This window comes from Pseudomonas sp. M2, from assembly GCF_015751845.1.
GTDB lineage: Bacteria > Pseudomonadota > Gammaproteobacteria > Pseudomonadales > Pseudomonadaceae > Aquipseudomonas > Aquipseudomonas putida_E.
In genome coordinates, this window is record NZ_JADOUD010000001.1 from 2,728,607 (window position 1) to 2,751,860 (window position 23,254).

Annotated in this window: 24 protein-coding genes, 2 tRNA genes and 1 pseudogene; 9 read left to right on the forward strand and 18 right to left on the reverse strand. The window is 59.7% G+C overall.

What is annotated here, in order from left to right:
* The first annotated feature begins 32 nt into the window (after positions 1–32).
* The 3 genes from IWW33_RS12620 (at position 33) to IWW33_RS12630 (ending at position 2,621) form a co-directional block, all read left to right on the forward strand.
* Complete coding sequence (locus tag IWW33_RS12620; RefSeq protein ID WP_012316698.1) at positions 33–230, forward strand: hypothetical protein; 198 nt, start codon at positions 33–35, stop codon at positions 228–230.
* 429 nt (positions 231–659) lie between these two features.
* The gene (locus IWW33_RS12625; protein WP_174141973.1) at positions 660–1,979 is read left to right on the forward strand and encodes an OprD family porin; all 1,320 of its coding nucleotides are present in this window, start codon (positions 660–662) and stop codon (positions 1,977–1,979) included.
* Positions 1,980–2,369: 390 nt separating this feature from the next.
* Positions 2,370–2,621: a helix-turn-helix domain-containing protein gene (locus IWW33_RS12630; protein WP_174141972.1), complete on the forward strand. Its 252-nt coding sequence runs from the start codon at positions 2,370–2,372 to the stop codon at positions 2,619–2,621.
* 138 nt (positions 2,622–2,759) lie between these two features.
* Here IWW33_RS12630 and IWW33_RS12635 read toward each other — a convergent pair whose 3' ends face one another.
* Positions 2,760–4,427 carry an FMN-binding glutamate synthase family protein gene (locus IWW33_RS12635; protein ID WP_174141971.1) on the reverse strand — a complete coding sequence of 556 codons (1,668 nt, stop codon included), beginning with the start codon at positions 4,425–4,427 and terminating at the stop codon, positions 2,760–2,762.
* 315 nt (positions 4,428–4,742) lie between these two features.
* Between IWW33_RS12635 and IWW33_RS12640 the strand changes: the two genes are divergently transcribed.
* The 3 genes from IWW33_RS12640 (at position 4,743) to IWW33_RS12650 (ending at position 5,947) form a co-directional block, all read left to right on the forward strand.
* A complete protein-coding gene (locus IWW33_RS12640; protein ID WP_174141970.1) occupies positions 4,743–5,030 on the forward strand; it encodes a helix-turn-helix domain-containing protein in 288 nt (95 codons plus the stop codon).
* A 216-nt stretch (positions 5,031–5,246) separates the two neighbouring features.
* Positions 5,247–5,507 (forward strand): DUF4160 domain-containing protein, encoded by a 261-nt coding sequence (locus IWW33_RS12645; protein ID WP_174141969.1) that lies wholly within the window; start codon positions 5,247–5,249, stop codon positions 5,505–5,507.
* Positions 5,495–5,947, forward strand: a complete 453-nt coding sequence (locus tag IWW33_RS12650) for a DUF2442 domain-containing protein (RefSeq protein WP_174141968.1) — start codon at positions 5,495–5,497, stop codon at positions 5,945–5,947. Before IWW33_RS12645 ends, IWW33_RS12650 begins: the two co-directional genes overlap by 13 nt.
* A 429-nt stretch (positions 5,948–6,376) precedes the next feature.
* On the opposite strand, the gene IWW33_RS12655 is transcribed toward IWW33_RS12650, so the two are convergent.
* The 6 genes from IWW33_RS12655 to IWW33_RS12680 all read right to left on the reverse strand — a co-directional run bounded on the left by IWW33_RS12655 (position 6,377) and on the right by IWW33_RS12680 (position 11,343).
* Positions 6,377–8,041: an anti-phage dCTP deaminase gene (locus IWW33_RS12655; protein ID WP_174141967.1), complete on the reverse strand. Its 1,665-nt coding sequence runs from the start codon at positions 8,039–8,041 to the stop codon at positions 6,377–6,379.
* A gap of 9 nt (positions 8,042–8,050) precedes the next feature.
* A complete protein-coding gene (locus tag IWW33_RS12660) occupies positions 8,051–8,218 on the reverse strand; it encodes a hypothetical protein (RefSeq protein ID WP_174141966.1) in 168 nt (55 codons plus the stop codon).
* 585 nt (positions 8,219–8,803) lie between these two features.
* Positions 8,804–9,076: a hypothetical protein gene (locus IWW33_RS12665; protein ID WP_231386157.1), complete on the reverse strand. Its 273-nt coding sequence runs from the start codon at positions 9,074–9,076 to the stop codon at positions 8,804–8,806.
* Positions 9,077–9,421: 345 nt separating this feature from the next.
* Positions 9,422–10,750 carry an integrase arm-type DNA-binding domain-containing protein gene (locus tag IWW33_RS12670; RefSeq protein ID WP_174141965.1) on the reverse strand — a complete coding sequence of 443 codons (1,329 nt, stop codon included), beginning with the start codon at positions 10,748–10,750 and terminating at the stop codon, positions 9,422–9,424.
* Positions 10,751–10,914: 164 nt separating this feature from the next.
* Positions 10,915–10,990 (reverse strand) — tRNA-Thr (locus IWW33_RS12675).
* Positions 10,991–11,088: 98 nt separating this feature from the next.
* A complete protein-coding gene (locus IWW33_RS12680; RefSeq protein ID WP_039604502.1) occupies positions 11,089–11,343 on the reverse strand; it encodes a hypothetical protein in 255 nt (84 codons plus the stop codon).
* A 544-nt stretch (positions 11,344–11,887) separates the two neighbouring features.
* Here IWW33_RS12680 and IWW33_RS12685 point away from each other — a divergent pair.
* Together IWW33_RS12685 and IWW33_RS12690 are read left to right on the forward strand one after the other, a co-directional pair.
* The gene (locus IWW33_RS12685; RefSeq protein ID WP_174141964.1) at positions 11,888–12,163 is read left to right on the forward strand and encodes a hypothetical protein; all 276 of its coding nucleotides are present in this window, start codon (positions 11,888–11,890) and stop codon (positions 12,161–12,163) included.
* Positions 12,160–12,432, forward strand: a complete 273-nt coding sequence (locus IWW33_RS12690; RefSeq protein ID WP_115273108.1) for a DUF3077 domain-containing protein — start codon at positions 12,160–12,162, stop codon at positions 12,430–12,432. The genes IWW33_RS12685 and IWW33_RS12690 overlap by 4 nt, the downstream gene beginning before the upstream one ends.
* A gap of 284 nt (positions 12,433–12,716) precedes the next feature.
* Here the strand turns inward: IWW33_RS12690 and IWW33_RS12695 are convergent, their stop codons facing one another.
* The 5 genes from IWW33_RS12695 to IWW33_RS12715 all read right to left on the reverse strand — a co-directional run bounded on the left by IWW33_RS12695 (position 12,717) and on the right by IWW33_RS12715 (position 16,982).
* The gene (locus tag IWW33_RS12695) at positions 12,717–13,922 is read right to left on the reverse strand and encodes a methyltransferase (RefSeq protein WP_174141963.1); all 1,206 of its coding nucleotides are present in this window, start codon (positions 13,920–13,922) and stop codon (positions 12,717–12,719) included.
* 85 nt (positions 13,923–14,007) lie between these two features.
* A complete protein-coding gene (locus IWW33_RS12700; RefSeq protein ID WP_046788295.1) occupies positions 14,008–14,697 on the reverse strand; it encodes an ABC transporter permease in 690 nt (229 codons plus the stop codon).
* The gene (locus IWW33_RS12705; protein WP_012316686.1) at positions 14,694–15,389 is read right to left on the reverse strand and encodes an ABC transporter permease; all 696 of its coding nucleotides are present in this window, start codon (positions 15,387–15,389) and stop codon (positions 14,694–14,696) included. Before IWW33_RS12705 ends, IWW33_RS12700 begins: the two co-directional genes overlap by 4 nt.
* 55 nt (positions 15,390–15,444) lie before the next feature.
* Complete coding sequence (locus tag IWW33_RS12710) at positions 15,445–16,197, reverse strand: ABC transporter substrate-binding protein (RefSeq protein WP_115273105.1); 753 nt, start codon at positions 16,195–16,197, stop codon at positions 15,445–15,447.
* Positions 16,198–16,208: 11 nt separating this feature from the next.
* Complete coding sequence (locus IWW33_RS12715) at positions 16,209–16,982, reverse strand: ABC transporter ATP-binding protein (protein ID WP_012316684.1); 774 nt, start codon at positions 16,980–16,982, stop codon at positions 16,209–16,211.
* 365 nt (positions 16,983–17,347) lie between these two features.
* Between IWW33_RS12715 and IWW33_RS12720 the strand changes: the two are divergent.
* Positions 17,348–17,569 (forward strand): annotated as a pseudogene (locus tag IWW33_RS12720) (GABA permease); the annotation flags it as partial.
* Positions 17,570–17,738: 169 nt separating this feature from the next.
* On the opposite strand, the gene IWW33_RS12725 reads toward IWW33_RS12720, so the two are convergent.
* The 6 genes from IWW33_RS12725 to IWW33_RS12750 form a co-directional block, all read right to left on the reverse strand.
* Positions 17,739–18,182 carry a hypothetical protein gene (locus tag IWW33_RS12725; RefSeq protein WP_174141962.1) on the reverse strand — a complete coding sequence of 148 codons (444 nt, stop codon included), beginning with the start codon at positions 18,180–18,182 and terminating at the stop codon, positions 17,739–17,741.
* A gap of 112 nt (positions 18,183–18,294) precedes the next feature.
* The gene (gene ppk2, locus IWW33_RS12730) at positions 18,295–19,284 is read right to left on the reverse strand and encodes a polyphosphate kinase 2 (RefSeq protein WP_046788297.1); all 990 of its coding nucleotides are present in this window, start codon (positions 19,282–19,284) and stop codon (positions 18,295–18,297) included.
* Positions 19,285–19,475: 191 nt separating this feature from the next.
* Positions 19,476–19,551, reverse strand: a tRNA-Phe gene (locus tag IWW33_RS12735).
* 90 nt (positions 19,552–19,641) lie between these two features.
* On the reverse strand, positions 19,642–19,914 hold the full coding sequence (locus IWW33_RS12740) for an oxidative damage protection protein (RefSeq protein WP_012316680.1): 273 nt from the start codon (positions 19,912–19,914) through the stop codon (positions 19,642–19,644).
* Positions 19,911–20,978: an A/G-specific adenine glycosylase gene (mutY, locus tag IWW33_RS12745; RefSeq protein WP_046788299.1), complete on the reverse strand. Its 1,068-nt coding sequence runs from the start codon at positions 20,976–20,978 to the stop codon at positions 19,911–19,913. Before mutY ends, IWW33_RS12740 begins: the two co-directional genes overlap by 4 nt.
* Positions 20,975–23,218 (reverse strand): AsmA family protein, encoded by a 2,244-nt coding sequence (locus IWW33_RS12750; protein ID WP_196914285.1) that lies wholly within the window; start codon positions 23,216–23,218, stop codon positions 20,975–20,977. The genes mutY and IWW33_RS12750 overlap by 4 nt, the downstream gene beginning before the upstream one ends.
* Positions 23,219–23,254 lie beyond the last annotated feature (36 nt).

A 23,254-nucleotide genomic window follows, 5' to 3' on the forward strand; every position in this document is an offset into this window, starting at 1 on the left:
AGCCGCTCACGGGGTAAGGAGTACGTGTAGACATGAACACAGCAAGTGAGACGGCTTTGCGCCCATCGGCAGTAAATCACCAAGCGCTGAAAACCTTGGCACATTGGTTGAAACACCATGGAAGCAATCGGGTCAGGACGACCGACCCACGACGTTTGCTGGATGGCCGCTACCCGCAGGGCCTGATCAGCGATGCGGAGCTGGAAGCGCTGCTGGGCGTGTGGCACTGAACAGGGCAGGAGCCCGCACCACCCTTGAGAAACGCCACCGCATTTGCGGTGGCGTTTTCATTTGTGGGGGCCAAGGCCGGGCCTGTAACACTTAATCCCAGAATTGCCCTACGCGACAAAGCGACTTACCTGACCCAAGATAAATTGCCCGCTGATAGCGCGAACATGCAAGGAAATGCACTGTTCGATCGCATTATTTTGGTTATATCGACCTGCATTTCACGAGTTTTTGACATTTGTAATCGCACGCGGCTAGGATTCGGCCAACGCCTGCTGGCCATGACCTGGCCATGCTGCTGCACAAGGCCCGCCACACGACCACCGGCGGGCCTTTCAGTTCGGATCCGCATAGCGTCGAACCTACGAAGGGGCGTTGGTTCCTGGCGTCATATTGCAGAGCGTTTTTGATTACGAAATAAGGAAAACAAGATGTTGAAAACCAGGATCAGCCTGGTCGCTTTGGCGATGATCGCCGCGACCCAGGCCCAGGCCAACGAGCAGGCCGAGAGCAAGGGCTTTATCGAAGACAGCCACGCAAACGTTCTTCTGCGTAACGCTTACATCAACCGTGACAAGAAACACGGTACCGATGACCAGATCGAATGGGGCCAGGCGGCAATCGCCAACTTCTCCTCCGGCTTCACCCAGGGCACCGTGGGCGTGGGCGTTGACGCGTTCGGCCTGTATGCCGTACGCCTGGACGGCGGCAAGGGCCACAATGGTGGCGCTGGCGTTGACTTCTTCAAGCCAGGAAACACCAAGAACGCCGACGGCAACGCCAGCGGCCCGCATGACCTGGCCCGTGCCGGCGCGGCTGTGAAGTTCCGCATCTCCAACACCGTGCTCAAGTACGGTGACCAGATGCCGTCCCTGCCAGTGCTGCAGTACGATGATGGCCGACTGCTGCCAGAAAGCTTCACCGGTACCCTGATCACCTCCAAGGAAATCCAGGGCCTTGAGCTGAACGCCGGCCGCTTCACCCAGGAAGCGCGCAAGAGCGCCGAGCGTCGTGACGGTGGCGGCCTGAAGTCGATCAACGTCTTCGGCGGCAGCTACAAGTTCACTGACAACTTCACCGCTTCGCTGTACACCGCAGACAACGAAGACGTGATGAAGAAGCACTACCTGGGCCTGAACTACGTCTTCCCGATCGCCGACGACCAGTCCCTGACCCTGGACTTCAACGGCTACAAGTCGGACATCGACAAGCAGTACGTCCAGGCTGCCGGCCTGAACGGCGACTCCAACACCATCTGGAGCCTGGCCGCTACCTACGCCTACGGTGCACACTCGTTCACCCTCGCGCACCAGCGCAGCACCGGCAGCACCGGTTACAACTACGGCTGGTACCAGAACGAAGGTGGCGTGGGTGACGGTGGTTCGACCATCTACCTGGCCAACTCCTACTGGTCCGACTTCAACGCCGAAGACGAGCGTTCCTGGCAGCTGGGCTACGGCCTGGACTTCGGTGCCTACGGCATCCCGGGCCTGACCTACAAGTTGGCCTACGTGGTGGGTGACAACATCAACACCCGCAACAACGCTAACCCGCAAGGTTTCGGCGAAGGCAAAGAGCGCGAGATCTTCAACCAGATCCGCTACGTCGTCCAGGACGGCCCGGCCAAGGACCTGTCGATCAAGCTGCGCAGCTCGTTCCTTCGCACTAACAACGCTGTACAGCAAAACGGCTACAACGACGACGGCAACGAAGTCCGCGTATTCGTCGAGTACCCGATCAGCATCTTCTGATACTGACCCCGCCGGGGCTGCCCTGCAGCCCTGTCGTGACAATGGCCGCGCTACGCTCTGCGTGTAGGAGCGGCCTCGTGTCGCGAAAGGGGCGCAGCGCGCCCCCCGATCCTTCAAGCCCACTCCGCCCCTATGGCTTACCAAGGCTTATGCTATGTACGCCGTCGCCTACAGTGCCTGCTCGCTTTACCCGAACATACTTATCCGGTTGCACCTGCCTGGCCCGAGGAACCTGTCGGTGACGCTGAGTACGACGTTCTGAGGCTTGCATCTTCAGCGCTGCCTTGGAGGTGCATTAACACCGCTTATCCCTTCAGGCATCAGGGTCTTTGGTTTCCTCTCTGGTCTCGTATACGTTACATAAAGCACTTTTTGTTACGGATACAGGACATGGACCACGTTTTGATCACCGAGCGCCTGGCGACCCAAATGCGTGCTCGCCGGATGAACCTGGGGCTTACCCAAATGCAGCTCGCGCATCGTGCAGGCCTTCCCCGGCAAAAAATCATAGCCATGGAAAAGGGCAGTCTTTCGGTAGCCATAGCAGCCTACGCCAAGGCGCTCGGTGCATTGGATTGTGAGCTTCAGGTGGTACCCGCCGTGATGCCCACGCTGGACCAGATTCAGGGGATGTTTGAATGAGTGCTTTCTTGAAGGTTGCCACTCCCCAGGGTGATAGCGGCACGATTCTGTTCAGTAATGGCGACTACCTTTTCCGCTATTTAAAGCCCGCCCTACGGAATAATTGGACTCAAATGTTTGACCGTAACTGCAGACGGCCTATGCCGCGGTTGTTTCTTTTCGGCGTACCGGTGTTGCTGGCGCCACCGCTGTTTCCCCCGTCTCCGGTGCAAAGCTGTCGCTGCGCGCCATCCGCCACATCCGCGCATAGAACTCGCTTTCGATCGAGCCGCTGAGTAATTCGCCGGGCTTGAGGAACTGATGCAAATCCGAAAACAGGCTGATCTCGCTGGTGCTGATGCGCCGTGCCAGGTGCTTGGGCTTGAGCTCCGAGGGGTGCTCCAGGCCGGCGGCCGCCAGCATCTCGGCCAGGGCATGGAGGGTGTTGCGGTGGAAGCTGGCGACCCGCTGGGCCTTGTCCGGCACCACCAGCGCACGCTGGCGCAACGGGTCCTGGGTGGCCACACCGGTCGGGCACTTGTTGGTATGGCAGCTCTGCGACTGGATGCAACCGATGGCGAACATGAAACCGCGCGCCGAGTTGACCCAGTCGGCGCCGATGGCAAGCACGCTGGCGATATCGAAGGCGCTGACGATCTTGCCCGCCGCACCGATACGGATGCTCGAGCGCAGGTTCAGGCCTACCAAGGTGTTGTGCACGAACATCAGCCCTTCGCGCATGGGCACGCCCATGTTGTCACTGAACTCGCGCGGCGCCGCGCCGGTGCCGCCTTCCTTGCCGTCGACGACGATGAAGTCCGGGGTGATGCCGGTGGCCAGCATGGCCTTGGCGATGCCCATGAATTCCCACGGGTGGCCCAGGCAGAACTTGAAGCCCACGGGTTTGCCACCGGACAGCTCACGCAGTTCAGCGACAAAGTGCAGCAGCTCCAGCGGCGTGCGAAAGGCACTGTGCGCCGCCGGTGAGATGCAGTCCTCGCCCACACGCACGCCGCGAGTGGCGGCGATTTCAGCGCTGACCTTGTGCCCTGGCAGAATGCCGCCGTGGCCGGGTTTGGCGCCCTGGCTGAGCTTGATCTCGATCATCTTCACCTGCGGGTCGCGGGCCTGGGCGGCGAAGCGCTGCGGGTCGAAGCGGCCTTGCTCGGTACGGCAGCCGAAGTAACCACTGCCGATTTCCCAAATCAGATCGCCGCCATGCTCACGGTGGTAGGGGCTGATGCTGCCTTCACCGGTGTCATGGGCAAAGCGGCCCATGCGCGCGCCGCGGTTCAGCGCGGCGATGGCGTTGGCGCTGAGTGCGCCGAAGCTCATGGCCGAAATGTTGAAGATCGACGCCGAGTAGGGCACCCGGCACTGCGGCCCGCCAATGGCGATACGGAACGAGGCAGGGTCCGGGGTTGCCACCGGCACCATCGAGTGGCTGATGAATTCGAAGCCGGGTTTATAGGCATCGTTGAGAGTGCCGAAGGCTTTCTCGGCGCTTTCGTTCTTGGCCCGGGCGTAGACCAGCGATCGTTGCGAACGGGAGAAGGGCAGCTTGTCGTCGTCGCCTTCTATCAGGTACTGGCGGATCTCTGGGCGGATGGTTTCGATCAGGTAGCGGATGTTGCCCAGGATCGGGTAGTTGCGCCGTACTGCGTGATGGCTCTGGCGCAGGTCGTTCAGGCCAACAAGGCTGAGCAGGGCGGTGATCACCGTCAGCGGCCAGAGCCAGGTGAGCGTGGCAAGCAGGGGAAGGCTGGCGCAGGTGAAAATCAGGCAGATGGCCAGGCAGGCGTAACGGCTGGGTAGAGAGTGTTTCATGGGTCCATCGCAGGCAGGATGACCGGGGCAAGGATAGGGAAACTGGGCGCGCGGAAAACCATGGCAATTGGTAAAACACTGTTACTCGATGACGGGCTGGGGTGTGGCTTTGTGCACGATTTCTGGAATTAAATGGACTCTGGGTTGAGAGTGACGGGGTGAGTGCTGGGCAACGAACGTGGACGGGGCCGGCTATGCGATCTGGGATGCCAATGGTCGCGTACGAATGATTCTTATCTGTCGCAAGGGCATCATGGATACCTTGACTGATGAACAGAAAGCGCAGCTTCGCGCAATCAAGAAAGGGTGGAAGTAATGGAAAAGAATCTCTTCGATCGTCTAGTGGAAAGCATGACACAGATGGATGAGATCGATCGCGGTGAGCGCCAGCCTTCGCGCGAGTTCCACGTTGATGCGGTTCAGGTCAAAAAAATCCGCCAAGCAACTGGTCTGTCCCAGGCTGCCTTCGCCAAACGCATCAATGTTGCTGTAGGCACCCTACGGAACTGGGAACAAGGACGCCGCGCGCCGGAAGGGCCCGCTCGTGCTCTACTTCGTGCAATACACAAAGACCCTGAGCATGTACTTGCAGCATTGAGCTGACGTCTTCGGGGGCAGGTTCAAGCCTTCCCCGCCAATTCCAGTTAGTACCGCGCTCCAACAATACATAACTAGGTAGAAAGCCACGTCACGCTTGGCCTCTAGCTTCGCAGGGCATCTGGCCATCGCGACTGGGACGACAGGGCAGACGGCTGGCTTAGCTTGGGAAGTGACCCACCGCAGGGAGCGGCGTGACCCCTGCAGAATAGACATCACTTTATGCATCGCCAATTTGGCGATATCTTCAGTTCACCTCTACCAAACCGATTTCGCGACAAGTACCGCATCGAGCTAAGAGAGCGGGACCACTTACCGCCGCATGTGCACCTGACTGGTGGCGGTGTAGACGTGGTGATCAGCCTTGAATCTGTTGTCGTTACACAGGGCAAGGCACCAGCCAAAGTGGTGCAAGAGGCCCTAGCGTGGGTCGCGGCCAATCAGGCGGATGTGTTGAAGGAGTGGATGAAATGGCATCGATGAAGCGTCCGCGCCTGCGGGCTGTTCAGGCACGGCCCGGCGCACGGCTGGTGCTGACTTTTACCAACGGCCAGCGATTCGATTTGGATATGAGTGACGCACTTGCCGCGTATCCAGGCTTGGCGCCTCTTGCCAAGCGTGAAGCGTTCCAAGGTGCTGTATTGGGTGACGGGGGCTGGTCAGTGGAATGGCTTGCGCTGGATATTCAAATCGGTGCAGACACCTTGTTGCTGGACGCCCTTGCCCAGACAGCGCCGGATGACAACACGCGGATTTTCATCCGCTGGCGCCTGCGGCATCGAATGACGCTCGACCAGGCTGCCGAAGCACTGGGCGTCAGCGCACGTAGCATCAGCCGATATAGCAGTGGTCGAGAAGCTGTGCCGCGTACATTGGCGTTGGCCTGTTTGGGCTGGGAAACGTTGGGGCAGAAGGCTGCCTGAGCTTGGCGGGGCAGAGCCGTTCTGGACAGCGAAAACAAAAAAGGCCCACCTTACGGTGAGCCTCTTTTGATACTGCGTATGGTGCGGCACCAGACGAACGGTTTTCAGGCGAATAACCCCTGTTTTCGCAGGACTGGAATTTGGTGGAATTTTCGATATACCTCATAGCGTATCTATAAACAGATCAGCTATTTATGGCTTTCTGTGGAATCGAATCGGGGAAATTAGAAAACCTTTACACGTTCGAGTTTTCCAGTGGCGATGAAGCGCATGGATCGTTCCTCATCAAGCATCTGAATTTTTAATTCTGATCAGCCCGAGTGCTTCTGCTCAGAAGCTGAACAGAAGCAACGGCGCTGTTGAAGTGGTCGTCAATATCCGCTGAAAGACTTTTGCTGAGTCATAGTTTCACGGAGTTGCATTATTTCATCAATTGGGAGCTTCACCGCTATCTTCTAGGCCCTTAAGAGCCACCTTGCTCTCTACATCAAGGTAAGAATCAAGATATTCGTGAGAAATAAGCGAGGCATCCTTACCTACAATTCGAACAGCTTGGCCATTATTGTCTTTTCGGCGATGGCTGAATGCGAATAGAGTTGTATAACGAGTAGGGGAAACACCTTGGAAGTTTTCGAACAAGACTTTTCCGCTGGATGATTCATCTATGGAAATCGCATCTGAGTGCAATTTCATGGCTAGACTTTTTTCGTATGGTTCAATATAAACAACGCGGGATATCCCGGACGCAATGATATGCCGAGCGCAATTGTGGCAGGGATAGGTCGTTGTATACATGACGGAGCCGAGGGTGGAGCTTTTTCCGCTTCGAGCGATATTCAGGATCGCTTCCATCTCTGCGTGGATAGCGCGAGAATATTCGATGATTGACCCGAGTGCGGTGATTTCCAGGATTTGTTTGGCCAACCGTGATGCATCTACTGAGGAAAGGAGAGCCTTCTTTTCTTCAGTGTCAGTGGTGACTGGGATGAGAGCATGCAGAGCTTCATCTTTTTCTGGCCTGCTACGGACGGGGCTATTTTCGCTAATTTTTGCCTTAGAGAGTATAGCAACAATATCCTTAGCGAGACGTTGCTTTGTGTCATCGTTGTAGCATTTTTTACCGTGCACTACACAACGCTGGTCGTTTTCAGAGTCCTCGTTATAGAGGCCGCCTCCACCAGCGGGAACATCGTTCCAGCCTACAGATATGACATCGCCTGCAGCATTGGCAATTGCTGCACCGACTTGCCGGCTTAAACAAGCTGACTTTAAGGAGGCAGCGTAAGCCGCATACATACCTGCTTCGTCACGAGTAGGCGTAATTCCATTTTCGCCATGGACTAGTCCAACAAACCGTTTGCACGGTTTGGTTATGTTGCCAGAGCTTTTCAAGCTATGTTTAACAAAGAAATCTGATCTGTGAATGGTTTTTTCAAGCTGTTGCCCGTGAGTTACATTATCTTTCCGGTCGCGCTCGACTAGGTTTTGCGCCTCGACAGGGATCAATCCTTCCGATTGCAAATATTCCAAGCGAGCGTTCTGAGGGCTCATCACACCTACGAGGAAGAAAGCATTGCGGTAGGTTAGGCGGAATAGCTCAACTTCGGCCGGGTGTTTAAGTTGGTCGACAATATACACAGCACGAGGTGGGACCGCATCGCCACTCGCGTTCATTTTCACTTGGCGATTGGCTGAGATGAACTTAATGGCTTGTGTTGCTAAAGTGTCATCTGTGAACTTGTCACGAATAGCATTGCCAAGGTCTTGGAGTGCTGTGTAGCGGGAAAAGAAATCCAGAGATTCGATTGAATCTATATCCGGACCAATCCTTGAGAGATCATCGTGTTTTGCAGCGAGCTCTTTGATAAGACTGCTTACTTTGACAACAGTCACTTCGTAGGAAAAGGCGCCAAATTGGTCCTTAAGCTCAGAAACAACATCTTGCAGATTACACCCGACGGCGCCGCATACGCCAATAACTAGCTCATTGGTACGGCGAGACTTAATTTTTTCTTTTAAGTCTTTGTCTGCGTCGACGTTGTTGGTTATTGCTGTGCCAGATTTAACAATACTTTGAACGGTCCCTGTTGCCATTTGTTTACGCTACCACTCAAGTTTCTTTGCGCGCTCGGCAATCTGAGCTATCGCATGTTGGTATTCTTTTTGCTTTTTTCGCTCAGCAAATGCATCCGAAAAGATTACAGAGCTACGCGGCTCATCACTGCGAACGCCCTTAGCGACCGGCGTTACAACGCGTTCTTCAGTTCTCATCGGCGATAATCCTTAGTAAAAATGCTCACCCGCTTACAACGCTAGCGTAAGGGTAGACCATGCAGGCAAAATTGGTTGGTATCCCTCTGTACTCTAGCTTGGCGTATCCCGGTAGGCTAGCGCACCGAGGCGCTAGCCTACCGGGATACGCCAAGCTGTCAAGTCAAGAAGCATGTGAGCGATTTAGGGCGTGCAAGGTACCATAGATGAATGTCAGACCACGTCCGCCTGACGGATGGTTGCCTCCAGATAGGCCTGCACCATCGAATACACCCATCACGACTGTTTGTAACTGTCACGAATCAGCTTCCTTTGAGGCTAAGACATCAAAACCCTCCCCACGTCATCCCGCCAAGAATGCTGAGTGTTATCAGGGATCAAGGCCCCTGCGACCTGTGGGGATGTCCTCTAACGCGGGACTGGCGGCTCCTTACGTCCTGGAGCAAGGGCATCTCATGATCTAGCCCCCTGATCACCGTTACCGGTGGGCGGGTGGAGGCTGCATTGGCTGACGAGACCAACGCCTGAAGATCCTGAGCCGGGTAAACGCAGCGGTGCGGTGACCGGGGCATGCCTGACTGTCAGTCAGGTGCAGTCCATTCCTTGGTCTGCGGCACCATCATCTACATCGCTGTTGCTGGTGACATCGGCGTTTGTCACGCCGATTGTCGTGAGAGAAGTTGCCGCAAAGCCAAGTGCGATGAGGGCTGCAGCAGTGTTAGAAGCGCCCGTCTCTTTCCAGAAGAAAAGAGACGGGCGCAGGTTGGCGCATGAATCGACCACGCGGATAGGTTGCTGCAGGGCAGCGAAGTAGGGAGCGTTGTCTGGCGCACGAGGGCCATGATCTGAAGTAGGCATCCATCACCGGGTAGGTGACCGGGCGAGCTGCCGGATGCGAATCGCCATTTGGGGGGAGAACCACCGCGAGAGCGGCGTGACCTTCAAGGTTCTGGTCACTTCGGTGCTGTCCAAGACAGCGTTTGCACCCTCAGTTCTACGCCTGTGGATAAATTTGGTCAACGCCAGAATCCACGGTGCTTTTGGGCTTGTGCATGAAATTATCCACCGGTGGAAATCAGTGGTATCCAAAAGATTCGTGTCGGCTTTTAGCTCTGCAAAGCGAGGTCCATCCAAACAGGGCGGCTTTGCAGCCCTGTTTGGATGGACCCGAATTAAAGAGCGGCCAGTGGCGATCTGGAAGGTTTACCGACGATTGAATGCGCCACGCCCACTTGGCAAGGGGGTGACGTTATCCCCAGCTGGATGGGCGAACTCATGTGGAGTGACATGCCCCGATCTGTTGGCATCGATGTAATTGCTCCACCACGCCATGATCAGCCGACGCTGCTCCAGAAATTCGGCCTTGTGGATATAGGCGGCGCGCACGCGATTGCGTTCCTTGTGGCTCATCTGCCGCTCAATGGCCGCGTCTGTCCACAGCCCTGACTCAAGCAAGGCGCTGCAAGCCATGGTCCTGAATCCATGTCCGCATACTTCCTTGGACGTGTCGTAGCCAACGTTGCGTAGCACTTGGTTCACAGTGTTCTCCGACATCGGCTTCCAGTACTTGTGGTCACCGGGTAACACCAGTTCGGAGAAGCGACTCAAACCGCGCAGCCGTTCAAGGATCGCAGTGACTTGGGGAGAGAGCGGCACCATCTGTATGTCTCCGCTCATCTTGGTGCCACGGGTGGAATTGCGTACACCGTCGATGGGCTTGCGGGTGTCGGGGATTTCCCACATCGCCCTTTGCAGGTCGAACTCATCCCAGCGCGCAAAGCGCAGCTCGCTGGAGCGCACGAACACGTGCAGCGTCAGCAGTACAGCCAGCTTGGTTAGCTCACGGCCATTGTATTTGTCGATCCGGTCTAGTAGTTCGGGGAGGCGGTTGAGTGAGAGGGCAGGGCGATGCACGGTACGCGGGGCATGAATCGACCCTGCCAGATCGAGCGCCGGATTCTGGCTGATATGCCGCGCCCGCTTCGCGCCCCGCATGATCGTGGAGAGATAGTTCTGCACGCGCAGGGCAACGTCCATGGTGCCGCGCTCTTTGATACGCAGAGTGACCTCAAGCAGGTCATGAGTATCGAGTTCAGCAATGGGGCGTTGGCCGATCAGGGGGAAGACGTGGGTGCGCAACCGACTCATGACGGTCTTGGCGTGTCCCTCCGTCCAGCGCCGGGACATCTCGGCGTGCCACTCCAGGGCGACGGTTTGGAAAAGCAGGGAGGCTCGTTGGGCAGCTAGCTTCGCTTTCTTCCTCTCTTCCATCGGGTCGAGGTTGTCGATCAACAGGGCCTTGGCTTCATCGCGCTTGGTCCTCGCGACGGCCAGCGAGATGATGGGGTAGTTGCCGATGATCAGCGTGCCTTCCTTGCCGCTGGGCTTGAAGTAGCGCAATCGCCACGTTTTCACGCCATTGGGTTTCACGAAGAGGTACATGCCGCCACCGTCGAACAGCTTGTAGGCGCGGTCGCGAGGTTTCGCCGTACGGCATTTGAGGTCGCTGAGAGGAACGGCTAGGCGTGGCATAAGGGTACGTTCTCCATGCAGGCAAGACGCTGTACCCTAAAAATACCCCCGGGGATGGGGTATTTTGTTGGATCCCGACGGAGGGTCCTGGAACGAAAAAACCCGCCAAAGGGCGGGTTTTAGGGGCTTCCAAGGCATTCGGTGGAACGCGATGGAGCTGGATATGGTGCCGGCACCAGGAATCGAACCCGGGACCTACTGATTACAAGTCAGTTGCTCTACCATCTGAGCTATACCGGCAATGGGGCGTCATTATAACGATCGGTTGGCGCCTGTAAACCACTTCCTTGAGATTGTTTGAAAATGACCTAAGTCACCGGCTTAAAAGGAGAAATTTCCTACCAGCCGCGGTGGATGGTGTTGACGTTTGGTTCGGTCTTGGCGGGGTTGAAGAACAACTTGTCGTTATCGCAACCACGCTTGCGGCAGGGGCTTTCTACGCGAAGGGGCAGGCCGTTGTCGCCGCCCAGCTGCATGCCGGGGGTGTTCCAGTCCAGGTTGCTGGTGTGCTGTGGCGTGGTGCCGCTGCCGTTGGAGCAGGCAGTCAGGGCCAGGGAGAGGGTCAGCAGGGCAAGGGATTTGGCGTGGGGCACGATGTCTAGGTCCGTTAGTCCATGTCGGTTCTGGCGCAACGCCAGACGGTCGCGTGGCTGGCGGGGCAGCGCGCGACGTAGCTTTTTAATGATTTGGGGGGCGGATCATACACCGTGGGCCGGGCTCGCGGTGGATCTGCTTCGCATTGTGATGACTGCGCAGGCCTCTTCGCGGTAAACCCGCTCCCAAAGTTGCGGTGGTGCTCTTTCGCTCGGAGCGCAGCTGTAAGGTATTTCTGAATCTGAAACCAAATGCTTCAGTACTGGAGCACTTGGGAATTATCCTACGAGCGCTACCGAAGCTTCACTGTTGGCGGGGAAGTGCCCCAGGGATACCGTTCCTGGGTCGCCAATTCCTGGTGACCGGGTGTGAGAACCCGTTTGAATGTTTCGGCTGCTTTTTATGGTGACCGTGCACGGGCAGACCTCGGTCTGGCCGAGCTTCCTACATTCACTCGGTTTCTCACCCCGTGTTCGGTCGCCACCTCTTTTCTGTGAGAAGAATTGCGGTGGGGTTTCCTAAATGAATGTAGGGATCTCAAAAATGAAGAAAATCGTTCCCGATCCACCTCGCCCTCTCATCTCCACCCCGTACTTCACCATCCACAGCGACATCTCCCCACCCGACGCCATCGCTCACGCCGGCCAGCTCTTGCGTGTCGTGGTCGAAACCCTGGACGACCACCGCCGTGACCACGCAGGCGAGCCCGGCCTGAACCTGCTGGCAAACGCCAACCATGCGGCTTATTCGGCCTATGTGCTGATCCAGCATGCGAAGCGGCGTTTGGACGATGCGCAGGATGGGGAGTCGTTCACATGAGCCTTGAAACAAAGCCTGTCACCACAGCCGGTATCGAGACGTTCCTCGAAGTCGGCAACCCGCCCGTGGATCTCTTGCGCGTACAACCCGGCATTCCTGTGGACGACGCCTATGAACAGGTTTCCATATTGCTGGGCTACATCAAGCACCTGGTGCGCGAAGGCGACATGGAGGATGACCACAAGCTACTGGGGGCCGCCGATTACCTCAGTGCGCTGGCCAAGGCACTGATGAACGATATCGAGATGGCGAAGAACAAGCTGCACTGAGTTGGAACGCACCTGTGGGGGCCGGGCAGCCGGCGCCCACAATCAGGCAGCGGCTGCACCAATCCAGCGCTGTTTGCCTAATCGAATTTTTGTTTATGCACAAGAGGCATCAGCGCCGTGCGCGAAAGGCGTGCCGATACGAAGCACCGCTGGTCTTTGCGCAAAGGCCTGTTTTTACTGGGGTTGCAGCGGCAGAGGGAATAAGCCGAACGTTTGAAATAACGCTTGGATCCAAACATTCATCACAAGCTTGTTCACAGACTTATCCACAGGTTGTGCTGTGGCTAACGGTCGCGCTCGGCAAGCAGCAGCAGGTTGCGTGGGGTGAGTGGATAATCGCAAAAGGTGCCCAGGCGTACGGCGTAGCCTTGCTCTTCGAGAAACAGTGCGCGGTCGAGCACCAGCCACATTTCCAGTGGCCTTCTGAACAGGTTGCGTACCCGTTCCAGGTTGCGCACCTGGGCAAGGCGCTGCCAGCCCTCTGCTTCCAAGGCATCCCAATCGGGGTTGATGGTCAGTTCCAGCTCGCGCAGTTCGGCCAGGTCGCGGCAGTACTGCTCGAAAGGTTTGGCCAGCCAGGCAACTGGCAGCGACGGGGTGGGCAGGTATTCATCACGCTGGCGTTGGCGGCGCTGCAGCAGGTCGAAGCCCAGGCGCCTGGCCATGGAGCAGTCGCGCTGGTGGCGAACCCGGGCGCCGGCGGTCACGGTTTCGCTCAGCGGCAGGCCTAGGTCGAGGAGCGACAGCTGCAGCGCCGAGCGCTGCGCAGCTGTGGATAACGGCTGGTACTGTTCGCCCTGGATGCGGTTGTAGCAGCAGGGCGCCACGGCGAGATGGCGGCAGCCTTGCTCGCTGGCCACCCGCAGCAAGTGCACATGCAGGTCGCCGCAGGCATGCAGGGCCACCACGCTCTTGTCGCTGCCCAGGTGGCGGCGGCTGTCCGCGGCCATGACATCCTGGTGCACGTGGGTTGCCGGCAGCTGGTGGTGGTCACTCAGGGCCTGGCCGGCGCTGACCAGTTGGGCGTCGTACTCCAGGCAGGTCAGCTGCTGGCCGGGCTGCAGCAGGCGGCGGCCGAGGTAGCCTTTGCCTGAGCACCAGTCCAGCCAGTGGTGGGTCTGCGTGCGGAAGTTCAGGCGGCGGCTGAAGGCCTCGATCTGCTGCCACTTACGGCCCGGGACGTTGACGTCCAGGCGGTGTGCGGCGGGGGGCAGGCCGGTGTCGGGCAGCTCGCCCAGGGCGCTGAGCTGTTGGGCTTGCCGGGCGAGGTGCGGAAAAGGTGCGGGCACGCCCTGCGGGTCAAGGTCGGCTTCGGCATCGCTCAGGCTGCATTGGCGCAGGTGGGCGGACAGTGCGGGGTGTTCGGTTTCCCAGTCCAGGCGCAGGGTGGTGAAGGGCCTGGGTTTCCACAGCTGCTGGTGCTCGGTCAGGAACTGGTCGAGGGCCAGGAAGCGTTCGCGTAGTTGGTGGCTGTGGAGGAAAGGGGGCATGGGGCTTGGCACTGGTTGAGGTGAAGGGCCCCACCGCCATCAAGCCGGCTTGACGGCGGTGGGTTGCAGAGCTGCCCGTGGGGGTTTAACGCCCTTGGCAGGCATCCACCCGCAACCAGCGCTCCAGCAGCTTGAAGCCTTGCACCAGTACGAACGAGATCACCAGGTAGAACACCCCGGCAGCGAAGAAGATCTCCACCGGCAGGTAGGTACGGGCAATGATGGTCCGTGCCATGCCGGTCAGCTCCAGCAGGGTCACCGTACTGGCCAGGGCGCTGGCCTTGAGCATCAGGATCACTTCGTTGCTGTAGGCCGGCAGGCCGATGCGCGCAGCGCGGGGCAGCATGATGTAGAACAGCGTCTTGCCACGGGACATGCCCAGCGCTCGCGCCGCTTCAATTTCACCCTTGGGGATCGACTGCAGCGCGCCGCGCAGGATCTCGGCGATGTAGGCTGCGGTGTGCAGGGTCATGGTCAGCACCGTGCACCAGAACGGATCGCGCAGGTAGGGCCAGAGGCTGCTCGAACGCACTGCATCGAACTGCGCCAGGCCGTAGTAGACCAGGAACAGCTGCACCAGCAGGGGTGTGCCGCGGAAGAAGAAGATGTAGCTGAAGGGCAGGGCGCGCACGTACCAGTGCCGCGACGAGCGGGCGATACCCAGCGGGATCGCCAGGATCAGCCCGGCAACGACCGCGATGGCTACCAGTTCCAGGGTCAGGGTGGCACCCTGGGCCAGGCGCGGCAGCCACTTGATGATCACTTCCCAGTTCATTGTTCGGCCCTCGCAAAGCCGCGAGCGGCGCGTTTTTCCATGAAGTGCATGCCGGTCATGGCGACCACGGTCAGGCCCAGGTAGATGCAGGCCGCGACCATGTAGAAGGTGAACGGCTCTTTGGTCACGGTCACGCCGATCTGCGCGTGGCGCATGATTTCTTCCAGGCCGATCACCGACACCAGGGCGGTGTCCTTCATCAGGATCATGAACAGGTTGCCAAGGCCCGGCAGGGCGATGCGCCACATTTGCGGGAGGATGATCCGCGACAGGATGCGCGCTTTGGACAGGCCCAGCGCCAGGCCGGCTTCACGGTGGCCCTTGGGGATCGCCAGGATGGCGCCACGGAATACTTCAGTGGCGTAGGCGCCGAAGCACAGGCCCAGGGCGATCACGCCGGCGGCGAAGGCGCTGAGTTCCAGGCCAGGCATGTTGAGGGCTTCGCCGAGGCTGTTCATCAGGCCGACGGTGCCGAAATAGATAAGCAGAACCCAGAGCAGTTCGGGCACGCCGCGAACCAGGGTCGAGTAGAAGCCGCCAAGCCATTGCAGTGGCTTGAGCGGGGAGGTTTTGGCCAGGGCGCCGAGCAGGCCCAGGACCAGCCCCAGCAGCAAGGCGCAAAGCGCCAGTTTTACGGTCATCAGGGTGCCAGCCGCCAGGGCCGGACCGAATCCGTGCAGGTCGATATTCATGGGCAGGGTCGTTCTAGGGACCGGCGCGCCGCAAGGGCGCGCTGGTCGGGGCGAATCATTCGATGCTGAATGGGAAGTACTTGTCGTTGATCTTCTTGTACGTTCCGTCAGCCTTGATTTCTGCCAGGGCTTTGTTCAGCTTCTCGCGCAGCGGGTCACCCTTGCGTACGGCGATGCCGATCTTGTCGCTGTCGACCACAGGTTCGCCTTTGAACTCGAAGTTCATGCCGTCCTTGCTCTTGAGCCACTCGTACTGCACGTACTTGTCGGCCAGGATGCCGTCCACTCGGCCAGAGATCAGGTCGAGGTAGGCGTTTTCCTGGGTGTCGTACAGCTTGATGTCGATGTCGCTGCCGTAGGTGTCTTCCAGCCAGGTACCGGCCAGGGTGGCGCGCTGGGTGCCGATGATCTTGCCTTTGAGGTAGCTCGCGTCGGTCTTGAAGTCGACGTTCTTCGGCGCGATGAACTGCAGCTTGTTGGAGTAGTACGGGTCGGTGAAGTCGACGGCCTGCTTGCGCTCGTCGGTGATCGACAGCGACGACACCAGGAAGTCGAACTTCTTGGCATTGAGGGCCGGGATGATGCCGTCCCAGTCGGAGGTGACGACCGAGCACTCGACTTTCATCTTGGCGCACAGGGCGTCACCGATGTCTTTGTCAAAGCCGACCACGTTACCGCTGGCGTCCTTGTTGTTGAACGGCGGGTAGGCCGCCTCGATACCCATGCGCAGTTTTTCTGCAGCCATGGCGTTGGCCGAAAACACCAGCGTGGCGGCAGCTGCCAGGAGGAATTTCTTGTAAGTCTGCATGTGTTGCTCCGTTAGCGGTGGCTGGACATGAATTGCTTGCAACGCGCCGAGGTCGGGTTTTCGAAGACCTGCTGCGGCGATCCTTGCTCTTCAACCAGGCCCTGGTGCAGGAAAACCACTTCACTGGACACCTGGCGGGCAAAGTTCATCTCGTGCGTCACCAGCAGCATGGTACGGCCTTCTTCGGCCAGTGCGCGGATAACGTTAAGCACTTCCTGGACCATTTCCGGATCGAGCGCCGAGGTTGGCTCATCGAACAGGATGACTTTAGGCCGCATGGCCAGTGTGCGGGCGATGGCAGCACGCTGCTGCTGGCCACCGGAAAGCTGGGCGGGGTAGCTGTGGCGCTTGTCGTAGATGCCGACCTTGTTCAGCAGCGCTTCGGCGGCTTCGGTGGCTTCGGCCTTGCTCTGGCCGAGCACGCGGCGTGGCGCCTCGATGATGTTGTCGAGGATCGACATGTGCGGCCACAGGTTGAAATTCTGGAAGACGAAGCCGATCTCGCTGCGCAGGCGATTGATCTGGCGGTTGTCGGCAGCGATCAGGTCGCCGTTCTTGGCGGCCTTGAGCTTGAGAGCCTCACCGGCAACCAGGATTTCGCCCTGGTGCGGGTTTTCCAGCAGGTTGATGCAGCGCAGCAGGGTGGACTTGCCGGAGCCGGATGATCCCAGAATGGAGATCACGTCACCGTCACGCGCGGTCAGCGAAATGCCCTTGAGAATTTCCTGGTCGCCGTAGCGTTTGTGCAGGTTGCGGATTTCCAGCGCGGGCGTGGCCTGGGCCATGTGCGGTCCTCATGTGTTCGGGTGCGTTCCCAGCTGTTGGCGGCCTTCCTGGCGTGCGCCAAGCTAGCATAGCGGCATCAGGGCGGCCAACAGGGTCGCAAGGGGCTTTGGTCAATGCTGGGGCAGTTTGTCGCATCGCTGCAGCGCAACGTCGCGCAGATGTCCGCAAGGGTCTCGCCCAGCTCCATAGCCTTGATGAAAAAAGGCGCGATGGTGCCAGCTTTGGGCAGCACTGGGAAGCGCTTTTGGGCTATTTGCGGCTAAAGGCGCTGTCGCTGGCGAGTATTCGGGGTTACCCGACAACAGGCCTATCCAAGTGGAGGGTTGTACCACAGGGTTGCACTTTTATCCCTTGCAACAGTGCAAAGGCGCGCGGTGAAACGATCGACTTCAAGATGTGGCTGTTCCCGGGCCTGACCTGGGCGAGCATTGCTTTCATCGTTGCCGTGCTGGTGGTGATGGCGCTGCGTGAGGATCACCGTGCGGAGATAATCGCGACTGCGCTGCTGAGCATTGGTGTGGTGGCGGCTGGCTTGCTGGTGCACCGCAAGCGCCAGGCTGCCGGGCGGGTGGCGCTGGATAACTGATCCGCGCTGGCTGTAATGAAAAGGCCGCGTCCTGTGTAGGGTGCGGCCTTTTTTTGTTTGCCTGGTCTGGCCCTATCGCCGGCAAGCCGGCCCACAGGTACCCCGTTGCTCTCAAGCTCAGCGCAAACCCAGTGGGAGCCGGCTTGCCGGCGATAGGGCCGGTGAGCATTCAGCCGAACTGTTTCTGCTGCTGTTGCTGCTTGGCCACCAGTTCGGAAGCGGCGATATAGGCTTCCTGGAACTCGTCGCTCTCCAGCCAGGCCATGGTGGTGTCTTCGTCGGCGCCATCGAGCCAGGTGCGGTAGGCGTTGAACACCAGCACGATGTAGTCGGTGGCGTGCTCTTCCTTGTGGCCCTTGAGCACCAGTGCCAGCAGCGGGTCGACCAGGAACACCGAGATCATCGAGACCAGGCTGGTCTCCTGGGCGGCCTTCATCTTCACGAACAGCTCTTTATAGCTGTCGGTCTCCATTGCCTTGTTGAACACCTGCTCGATGCTGGTGCTGTCACCGGCGCTGGCTTTCACTGCCTGGCCACTGCGTACCATGCGGTTTTGCTTGGCTTTGCTGGCGGCGCGTTTGGCGCGTTTCTGTTGCTTGGTATTGGTGGCCATGGGGCTGGAAATCCTTGGGGGCGAAAATGTGCGTATTGAATCGCACTTGCCGAGCAAACCCAAGCGTTGCTCGCGCCCGGAAGACCGCAGCACCCCTTGCAGGCCCCGGCCTTCAACTGTCGAGCGCAGGCCCTTCATCCTCCTCGAACCCGCGCGAAGCCCGGCCAACCAGCAAGTCATCCGGCGCGTACGCCACGCTGGGGTCCTTGCCCGGGTAATCCAGCGAATGCAGGAAATGCCGGATGCAGTTGATCCGTGCGCGCTTCTTGTCATCGGACTTGATCACCGTCCACGGTGCATCGCCAGTGTCGGTATGGAAGAACATCGCCTCCTTGGCGGCGGTGTAGTCCTCCCATTTATCCAGCGACTTGATGTCGATGGGCGACAGCTTCCAGTGCTTGAGCGGGTCGTCCCGGCGCGAGATGAAGCGGCGCAACTGCTCTTCACGGTTCACCGAGAACCAGTACTTGAACAGCAGGATGCCGCTGTTGCACAGCATGCGCTCCAGGTCTGGCGCCTGGCGCATGAACTCCAGGTACTGCAGCGGTGTGCAGAACTCCATCACCTTCTCGACCCCGGCGCGGTTGTACCAGGAGCGGTCGAAGAACACCATTTCACCGGCCGTGGGCAGGTGCTGGATATAGCGCTGGAAATACCACTGGCCCTTTTCCTGCTCGGAAGGCTTCTCCAGCGCGACGATGCGCGCACCCCGCGGGTTCAGGTGCTCCATGAAGCGCTTGATGGTGCCGCCCTTGCCTGCCGCATCCCGCCCTTCGAACAGCACTACCACGCGCTGGCCGGTGTCCTTGACCCAGCTTTGTACCTTCAGCAGCTCGATCTGCAGCGCGTGCTTGGCCTTCTCGTATTCCTGGCGGCGCATGCGGGTCGGGTAGGGGTAGCTCGCCGGCAGGCGGGCAGAGGTGCTGTCCTCGTTGCTGCCTTTCGGCGCGCTGGCCACTTCCAGTGCTGCGGGTTCCTGGCTGACCTGGGTGATGGATGGCTCAGGTTTGCGCTGACGGGCGCGGCGGGCCCGAGGCTTTGGTGTGGTGCTGGGCGTCGGTTCGGCGGGGGCGGGGAGCAGTAGGGGGGATTCTTCGCTCATGGAGGTCCTTGCGAGGTCGATTCGAATGTTCGCCTGCAATTGTGGGTTTGAGCGAGAGGGGGTTAGTTGATGCGGGTCAACTATACGGGGTAGGCATAACAGGATGAGAAATCCCAGGCAACAAAAAACCCGCACTAGGCGGGTTTCTTGTTGTCGCTTCGGGTAACTTTGCAACCACCAGAAGCTGAAGGTGGTGCCCAGAGACGGAGTCGAACCGCCGACACGAGGATTTTCAATCCTCTGCTCTACCGACTGAGCTATCTGGGCGACGAGGTGAATTAAATAGATTTCCAGACCGCTCGTCAACGACTTTTTGAAAAAATTTTAAATTAATTCCGTCGCTTACGATTTTTGGGGTCATTCGGCCGGTGGAACGTAACCTTCCGCCTGCGCGTAATCTTCGCCGGCGAAAAACTTGTCCATCTCGCCCTGAAGGTACTTGCGGTCCTCGGCGTTCATCATGTTCAGGCGCTTCTCGTTGATCAGCATGGTCTGGTGCTTCTGCCAGTCGGCCCAGGCTTGCTGCGAGATGTGCTCGAAGATGTCCTGGCCCTTGGCGCCGGGGTAAGGCGGGCGCTCCAGGCCTGGCAGTTGTTCTTTGTATTTGCGGCACATCACGGTGCGGGTCATCGGGCATCTCCTGCAATCAGTTCGTCGGCCGCGCGTTTGAGCAGCTTTTTGACCGGGGCGGCGAGGCCCAGGCGCGGCGGGGTGGCGAGGTTATACCAGAGCCAGTCGGCCTCGGCCACGTGCTGGCCGACCGGGTCGACACGCACCAGCCAAGGCTCGATCGCCAGCTGGAAATGGCTGAAGGTATGGGTCAGGCCGTCCAGCGCGCGGCTTTCGGCCAGGCGCAGGCCATGCTGGTAGGCCAGGTCATCGAGCTGCTCGATGGCGTCCAGCTCGGGCAGGCTCCACAGGCCACCCCAAAGGCCACTGGACGGGCGGCGGTAAAGCAGGATCGCGCCTTCATGGTTGGCCAACAGCGGCATCAGGGTGCGCCGCTGGGGCAGGGCCTTGCGCGGTTTGGGCTCGGGGTAGCGCGTTTCCTCGCCGTGCAGGTGCGCTTCGCAGCCGCTGCGCACGGGGCACAGCAGGCAACTTGGCTTGCTGCGGGTGCACAGCGTGGCGCCCAGGTCCATCATCGCCTGGGTGTAGTGGTTGGCGCGCTGTTGCGGGGTAAAGCGCTCGGCAGTGGCCCACAGGGCATTGGCCACCTTCGGTTCGCCCGGGTAGCCGGCCTGGGCGGTAAAGCGGGCCAGCACGCGTTTGACATTGCCGTCCAGGATCGGCGCACGGATACCCATGCTGATGCTGGCAATGGCACCGGCGGTGGAGCGGCCGATACCTGGCAGCTCGGTAAGCTGTTCGACACTGCGCGGGAACTCGCCGCCGTGTTGCTCGACGACGATCCTGGCGGCCTTCTGCAGGTTGCGTGCGCGGGTGTAGTAACCCAGGCCGGTCCACAGGTGCAGCACTTCGTCTTCCGGGGCGTCGGCCAGCGCCTGCACGGTGGGCAGGGCCTGCATGAAGCGGTCGAAGTAGTTCAGCACGGTGCTGACCTGGGTCTGTTGCAGCATGATTTCCGACACCCACACCCGGTAAGGGTTGATGCCCTGTTGCCAGGGCAGGTCGTGTCGGCCGTGCTGGTCGTACCAGTCCAGCACGGCGCTGGAGAACTGCGCAGGGCTCATCGCTTGAACAGCCCCTTGAGCGCGTCTTTCAATTCTGGGCTCACTTTGTCTCCGAGTTTTTCATCGAGCTTTTCATCGATCTTGTCTTTGAGGCGGTTGCCGGCCAGTTTGGCGGCAACCTTGCCCAGGCCGTCCTGGTCCAGGCGGCAGGCCTTGGCGCCAAGCTCCAGCGGGCCACGGCAACGCAGCGGCAGTTCGACGCCGACGTAACGCTCGTTGACCTGGCACGCCGGGTCGGGCATGGCACGCTGGTCACCTTCGACGATCACGCCGACGTTGTAGTCCATGCCCAGCACGCGCAGGTCGAGGTCGCCGTGGCCGTTGACGGTAAGGCCTGGGATGCGCGCCTTGAGGTCCGGGTTGCTGGCCACGCCGTTGCGCACCACCAGGCTGCCGCGCAGTTCTTCGAACGGCGTGTCCTTGCCGCGTGGCTCGCCGCTGAGCGTCTTGCGGTTGAGCGTGGCGATGGCCTGGCAGAGCTGCTGTTCCAGGTTGGCGTTGACCAGCACGCCGTCGTTGATGGTGAAGTTTGCGTTGCCGTTGAGGGTGTCCACCAGTGCCTTCTGGCTGTTACCGGTGGCTGTCAGGTCGCTGGTCAGGGTCAGCAGGCCTTTGACCGGCGGGGCCTGGTCTTTGTCTTCAGCCTTGATGAAGTGCTCCACCGGCACGCGGTTGATCTTGGTATTGACGCCGATCTGCGGCACGGCTGGGCGTACATCGACGGTGCCCTTGGCTTCGAAACTGCCGTCGTAAAGGCCACCGCGCAAGGTTTGCAAGGTGATCAGGCCGCCCTGGCCGTTCGCTTGCAGCTGCGCGTCGCTGATCGGCAGCTTGTCCAGGGTCAACGAGCCGAAGGCCAGGTCGGCCTGCAGGTCGAGGGTGCGAAGTCGGTCCACCGGCAGCAGCTTGTCGTTGCTCCAGGCAACCTGGGTGGGCGCGTTTGGCAGCGGCGAACTGCCGGCACCGGCGATCGCGCTGGCTTCCTGTTGCTTGACCTCGTTCTGGCGCGCTGCGGTGGCACCCTTGGCTGCTTCGCTCTTGGCCGGCATGTAGCGGTCGGCGTCGAACTTGTCGGCCTTGAGCTGCACGCGCAGGGCTTGCTTGGCAACGTCCTCGACGGCAACGCGGCCGCTGAAGGTGCTGTCGTCGAGTTTTACGGCGAGGTCTTCCAGGGCCAGGCTGCTTGGCGTGCCCTGCAGGCGGGTGACCAGCTCCAGCTTGCTGAAGGCGGCGGGGTCGTTGGTGGACGGCAGCGGATGGCCGACGCCATCGAGGAAGGTGCGCAGGTCGAACCGGGCGATGGACAGCCCACCGCTGAGCTGCGGCGTCTTGTCCAGGTCGCGCAGGTTCAGCTCGCCAAGGGCGCGCAGCTGGTTGGCCGAGATTTTCAGGCCATTCCAGGAGGCGACGTTGGCTGCCATGTCGACCAACAGCTGGCCTTGGGCCGCGAAGGTCATGGTCTTGCCGGCCAGAGGCTCGCCCGAGGTTTCGCCAGACAGGCGCATGTCCTCGAAGTTGTAGCGCTTGAGCTTGCGGTCAAAGCGCAGCTCGCCGGCAAGTTCGGTGCGTGCCTTCATGTTCGGCTGGCTGGCGCTGAGGAAGGCGCTGGCCTTGAGCGGGATGTTCGCGCCCTCGTGAATCGGGCCGGTGCTCAGCTGGATGCTTTCGGCGCTGTAGCTCTGGCCGGTCTTGGCATCGCTGAAGTGCACACGGGCGTTGTTCACGGTCAGGCTGTCGATGTCGAGCTTGACCGCACGTTCGCTGCTGCCCTCTGCAGGTGCGCCGGGCTGCTCGGCAGGCGCAGGTGCACTGGCGGTTGGGTCGGTTTGCGCAGGCAGCGGCTTGCCGATGTCTTCCCAGTTGCCATGGCCCTGTTCATCACGGTTCAGGGTCAGGTTCAGGCCTTCGACGCGCACATCGCTCATCTGCACTTCACGGCGCAGCAGGGGCAGCACGCGTACCGACAGGCCAAGCATCTGCAGGTCGGCGAACGGTTCCTTGGGCTTGTTCAGGGTGGCGATGCTGGCTTCGTGAAGCTCCAGGCCCAGCCACGGGAACAGGCTCCAGCCGATGTCGCCATTGAGGGTCAGCTCGACGTGGGCCTTGTCGCGCGCCAACTGGCGGATCTCGTCTTTATAGTCGTTGGGATCGAAGAGGTGGGTCAGGGCGAAGCCCAGCGCCACGATGATCAGCAGCAACCCGAGAAGCCCCAGTCCCAGGAGTTTGCCGAACGCTTTCATGGGCGAGTCCTTGTAGTCCGTATTTGATTTTCAAGC

What these genes read in the sequence shown, in the direction of transcription:
- IWW33_RS12700 (WP_046788295.1), bottom strand. Translation starts at nt 14,697, where the DNA reads ATGAACTGGGAAGTGATCATCAAGTGGCTGCCGCGCCTGGCCCAGGGT.
- IWW33_RS12650 (WP_174141968.1), top strand. Translation starts at nt 5,495, where the DNA reads ATGGCATCGATGAAGCGTCCGCGCCTGCGGGCTGTTCAGGCACGGCCC.
- IWW33_RS12670 (WP_174141965.1), bottom strand. Translation starts at nt 10,750, where the DNA reads ATGCCACGCCTAGCCGTTCCTCTCAGCGACCTCAAATGCCGTACGGCG.
- ppk2 (WP_046788297.1), bottom strand. Translation starts at nt 19,284, where the DNA reads ATGAGCGAAGAATCCCCCCTACTGCTCCCCGCCCCCGCCGAACCGACG.
- IWW33_RS12715 (WP_012316684.1), bottom strand. Translation starts at nt 16,982, where the DNA reads ATGGCCCAGGCCACGCCCGCGCTGGAAATCCGCAACCTGCACAAACGC.
- IWW33_RS12725 (WP_174141962.1), bottom strand. Translation starts at nt 18,182, where the DNA reads ATGGCCACCAATACCAAGCAACAGAAACGCGCCAAACGCGCCGCCAGC.
- IWW33_RS12740 (WP_012316680.1), bottom strand. Translation starts at nt 19,914, where the DNA reads ATGACCCGCACCGTGATGTGCCGCAAATACAAAGAACAACTGCCAGGC.
- IWW33_RS12710 (WP_115273105.1), bottom strand. Translation starts at nt 16,197, where the DNA reads ATGCAGACTTACAAGAAATTCCTCCTGGCAGCTGCCGCCACGCTGGTG.
- IWW33_RS12645 (WP_174141969.1), top strand. Translation starts at nt 5,247, where the DNA reads ATGCATCGCCAATTTGGCGATATCTTCAGTTCACCTCTACCAAACCGA.
- mutY (WP_046788299.1), bottom strand. Translation starts at nt 20,978, where the DNA reads ATGAGCCCTGCGCAGTTCTCCAGCGCCGTGCTGGACTGGTACGACCAG.
- IWW33_RS12665 (WP_231386157.1), bottom strand. Translation starts at nt 9,076, where the DNA reads ATGCCTACTTCAGATCATGGCCCTCGTGCGCCAGACAACGCTCCCTAC.
- IWW33_RS12635 (WP_174141971.1), bottom strand. Translation starts at nt 4,427, where the DNA reads ATGAAACACTCTCTACCCAGCCGTTACGCCTGCCTGGCCATCTGCCTG.
- IWW33_RS12655 (WP_174141967.1), bottom strand. Translation starts at nt 8,041, where the DNA reads ATGGCAACAGGGACCGTTCAAAGTATTGTTAAATCTGGCACAGCAATA.
- IWW33_RS12705 (WP_012316686.1), bottom strand. Translation starts at nt 15,389, where the DNA reads ATGAATATCGACCTGCACGGATTCGGTCCGGCCCTGGCGGCTGGCACC.
- IWW33_RS12695 (WP_174141963.1), bottom strand. Translation starts at nt 13,922, where the DNA reads ATGCCCCCTTTCCTCCACAGCCACCAACTACGCGAACGCTTCCTGGCC.
- IWW33_RS12685 (WP_174141964.1), top strand. Translation starts at nt 11,888, where the DNA reads ATGAAGAAAATCGTTCCCGATCCACCTCGCCCTCTCATCTCCACCCCG.
- IWW33_RS12750 (WP_196914285.1), bottom strand. Translation starts at nt 23,218, where the DNA reads ATGAAAGCGTTCGGCAAACTCCTGGGACTGGGGCTTCTCGGGTTGCTG.
- IWW33_RS12660 (WP_174141966.1), bottom strand. Translation starts at nt 8,218, where the DNA reads ATGAGAACTGAAGAACGCGTTGTAACGCCGGTCGCTAAGGGCGTTCGC.
- IWW33_RS12620 (WP_012316698.1), top strand. Translation starts at nt 33, where the DNA reads ATGAACACAGCAAGTGAGACGGCTTTGCGCCCATCGGCAGTAAATCAC.
- IWW33_RS12640 (WP_174141970.1), top strand. Translation starts at nt 4,743, where the DNA reads ATGGAAAAGAATCTCTTCGATCGTCTAGTGGAAAGCATGACACAGATG.
- IWW33_RS12630 (WP_174141972.1), top strand. Translation starts at nt 2,370, where the DNA reads ATGGACCACGTTTTGATCACCGAGCGCCTGGCGACCCAAATGCGTGCT.
- IWW33_RS12625 (WP_174141973.1), top strand. Translation starts at nt 660, where the DNA reads ATGTTGAAAACCAGGATCAGCCTGGTCGCTTTGGCGATGATCGCCGCG.
- IWW33_RS12690 (WP_115273108.1), top strand. Translation starts at nt 12,160, where the DNA reads ATGAGCCTTGAAACAAAGCCTGTCACCACAGCCGGTATCGAGACGTTC.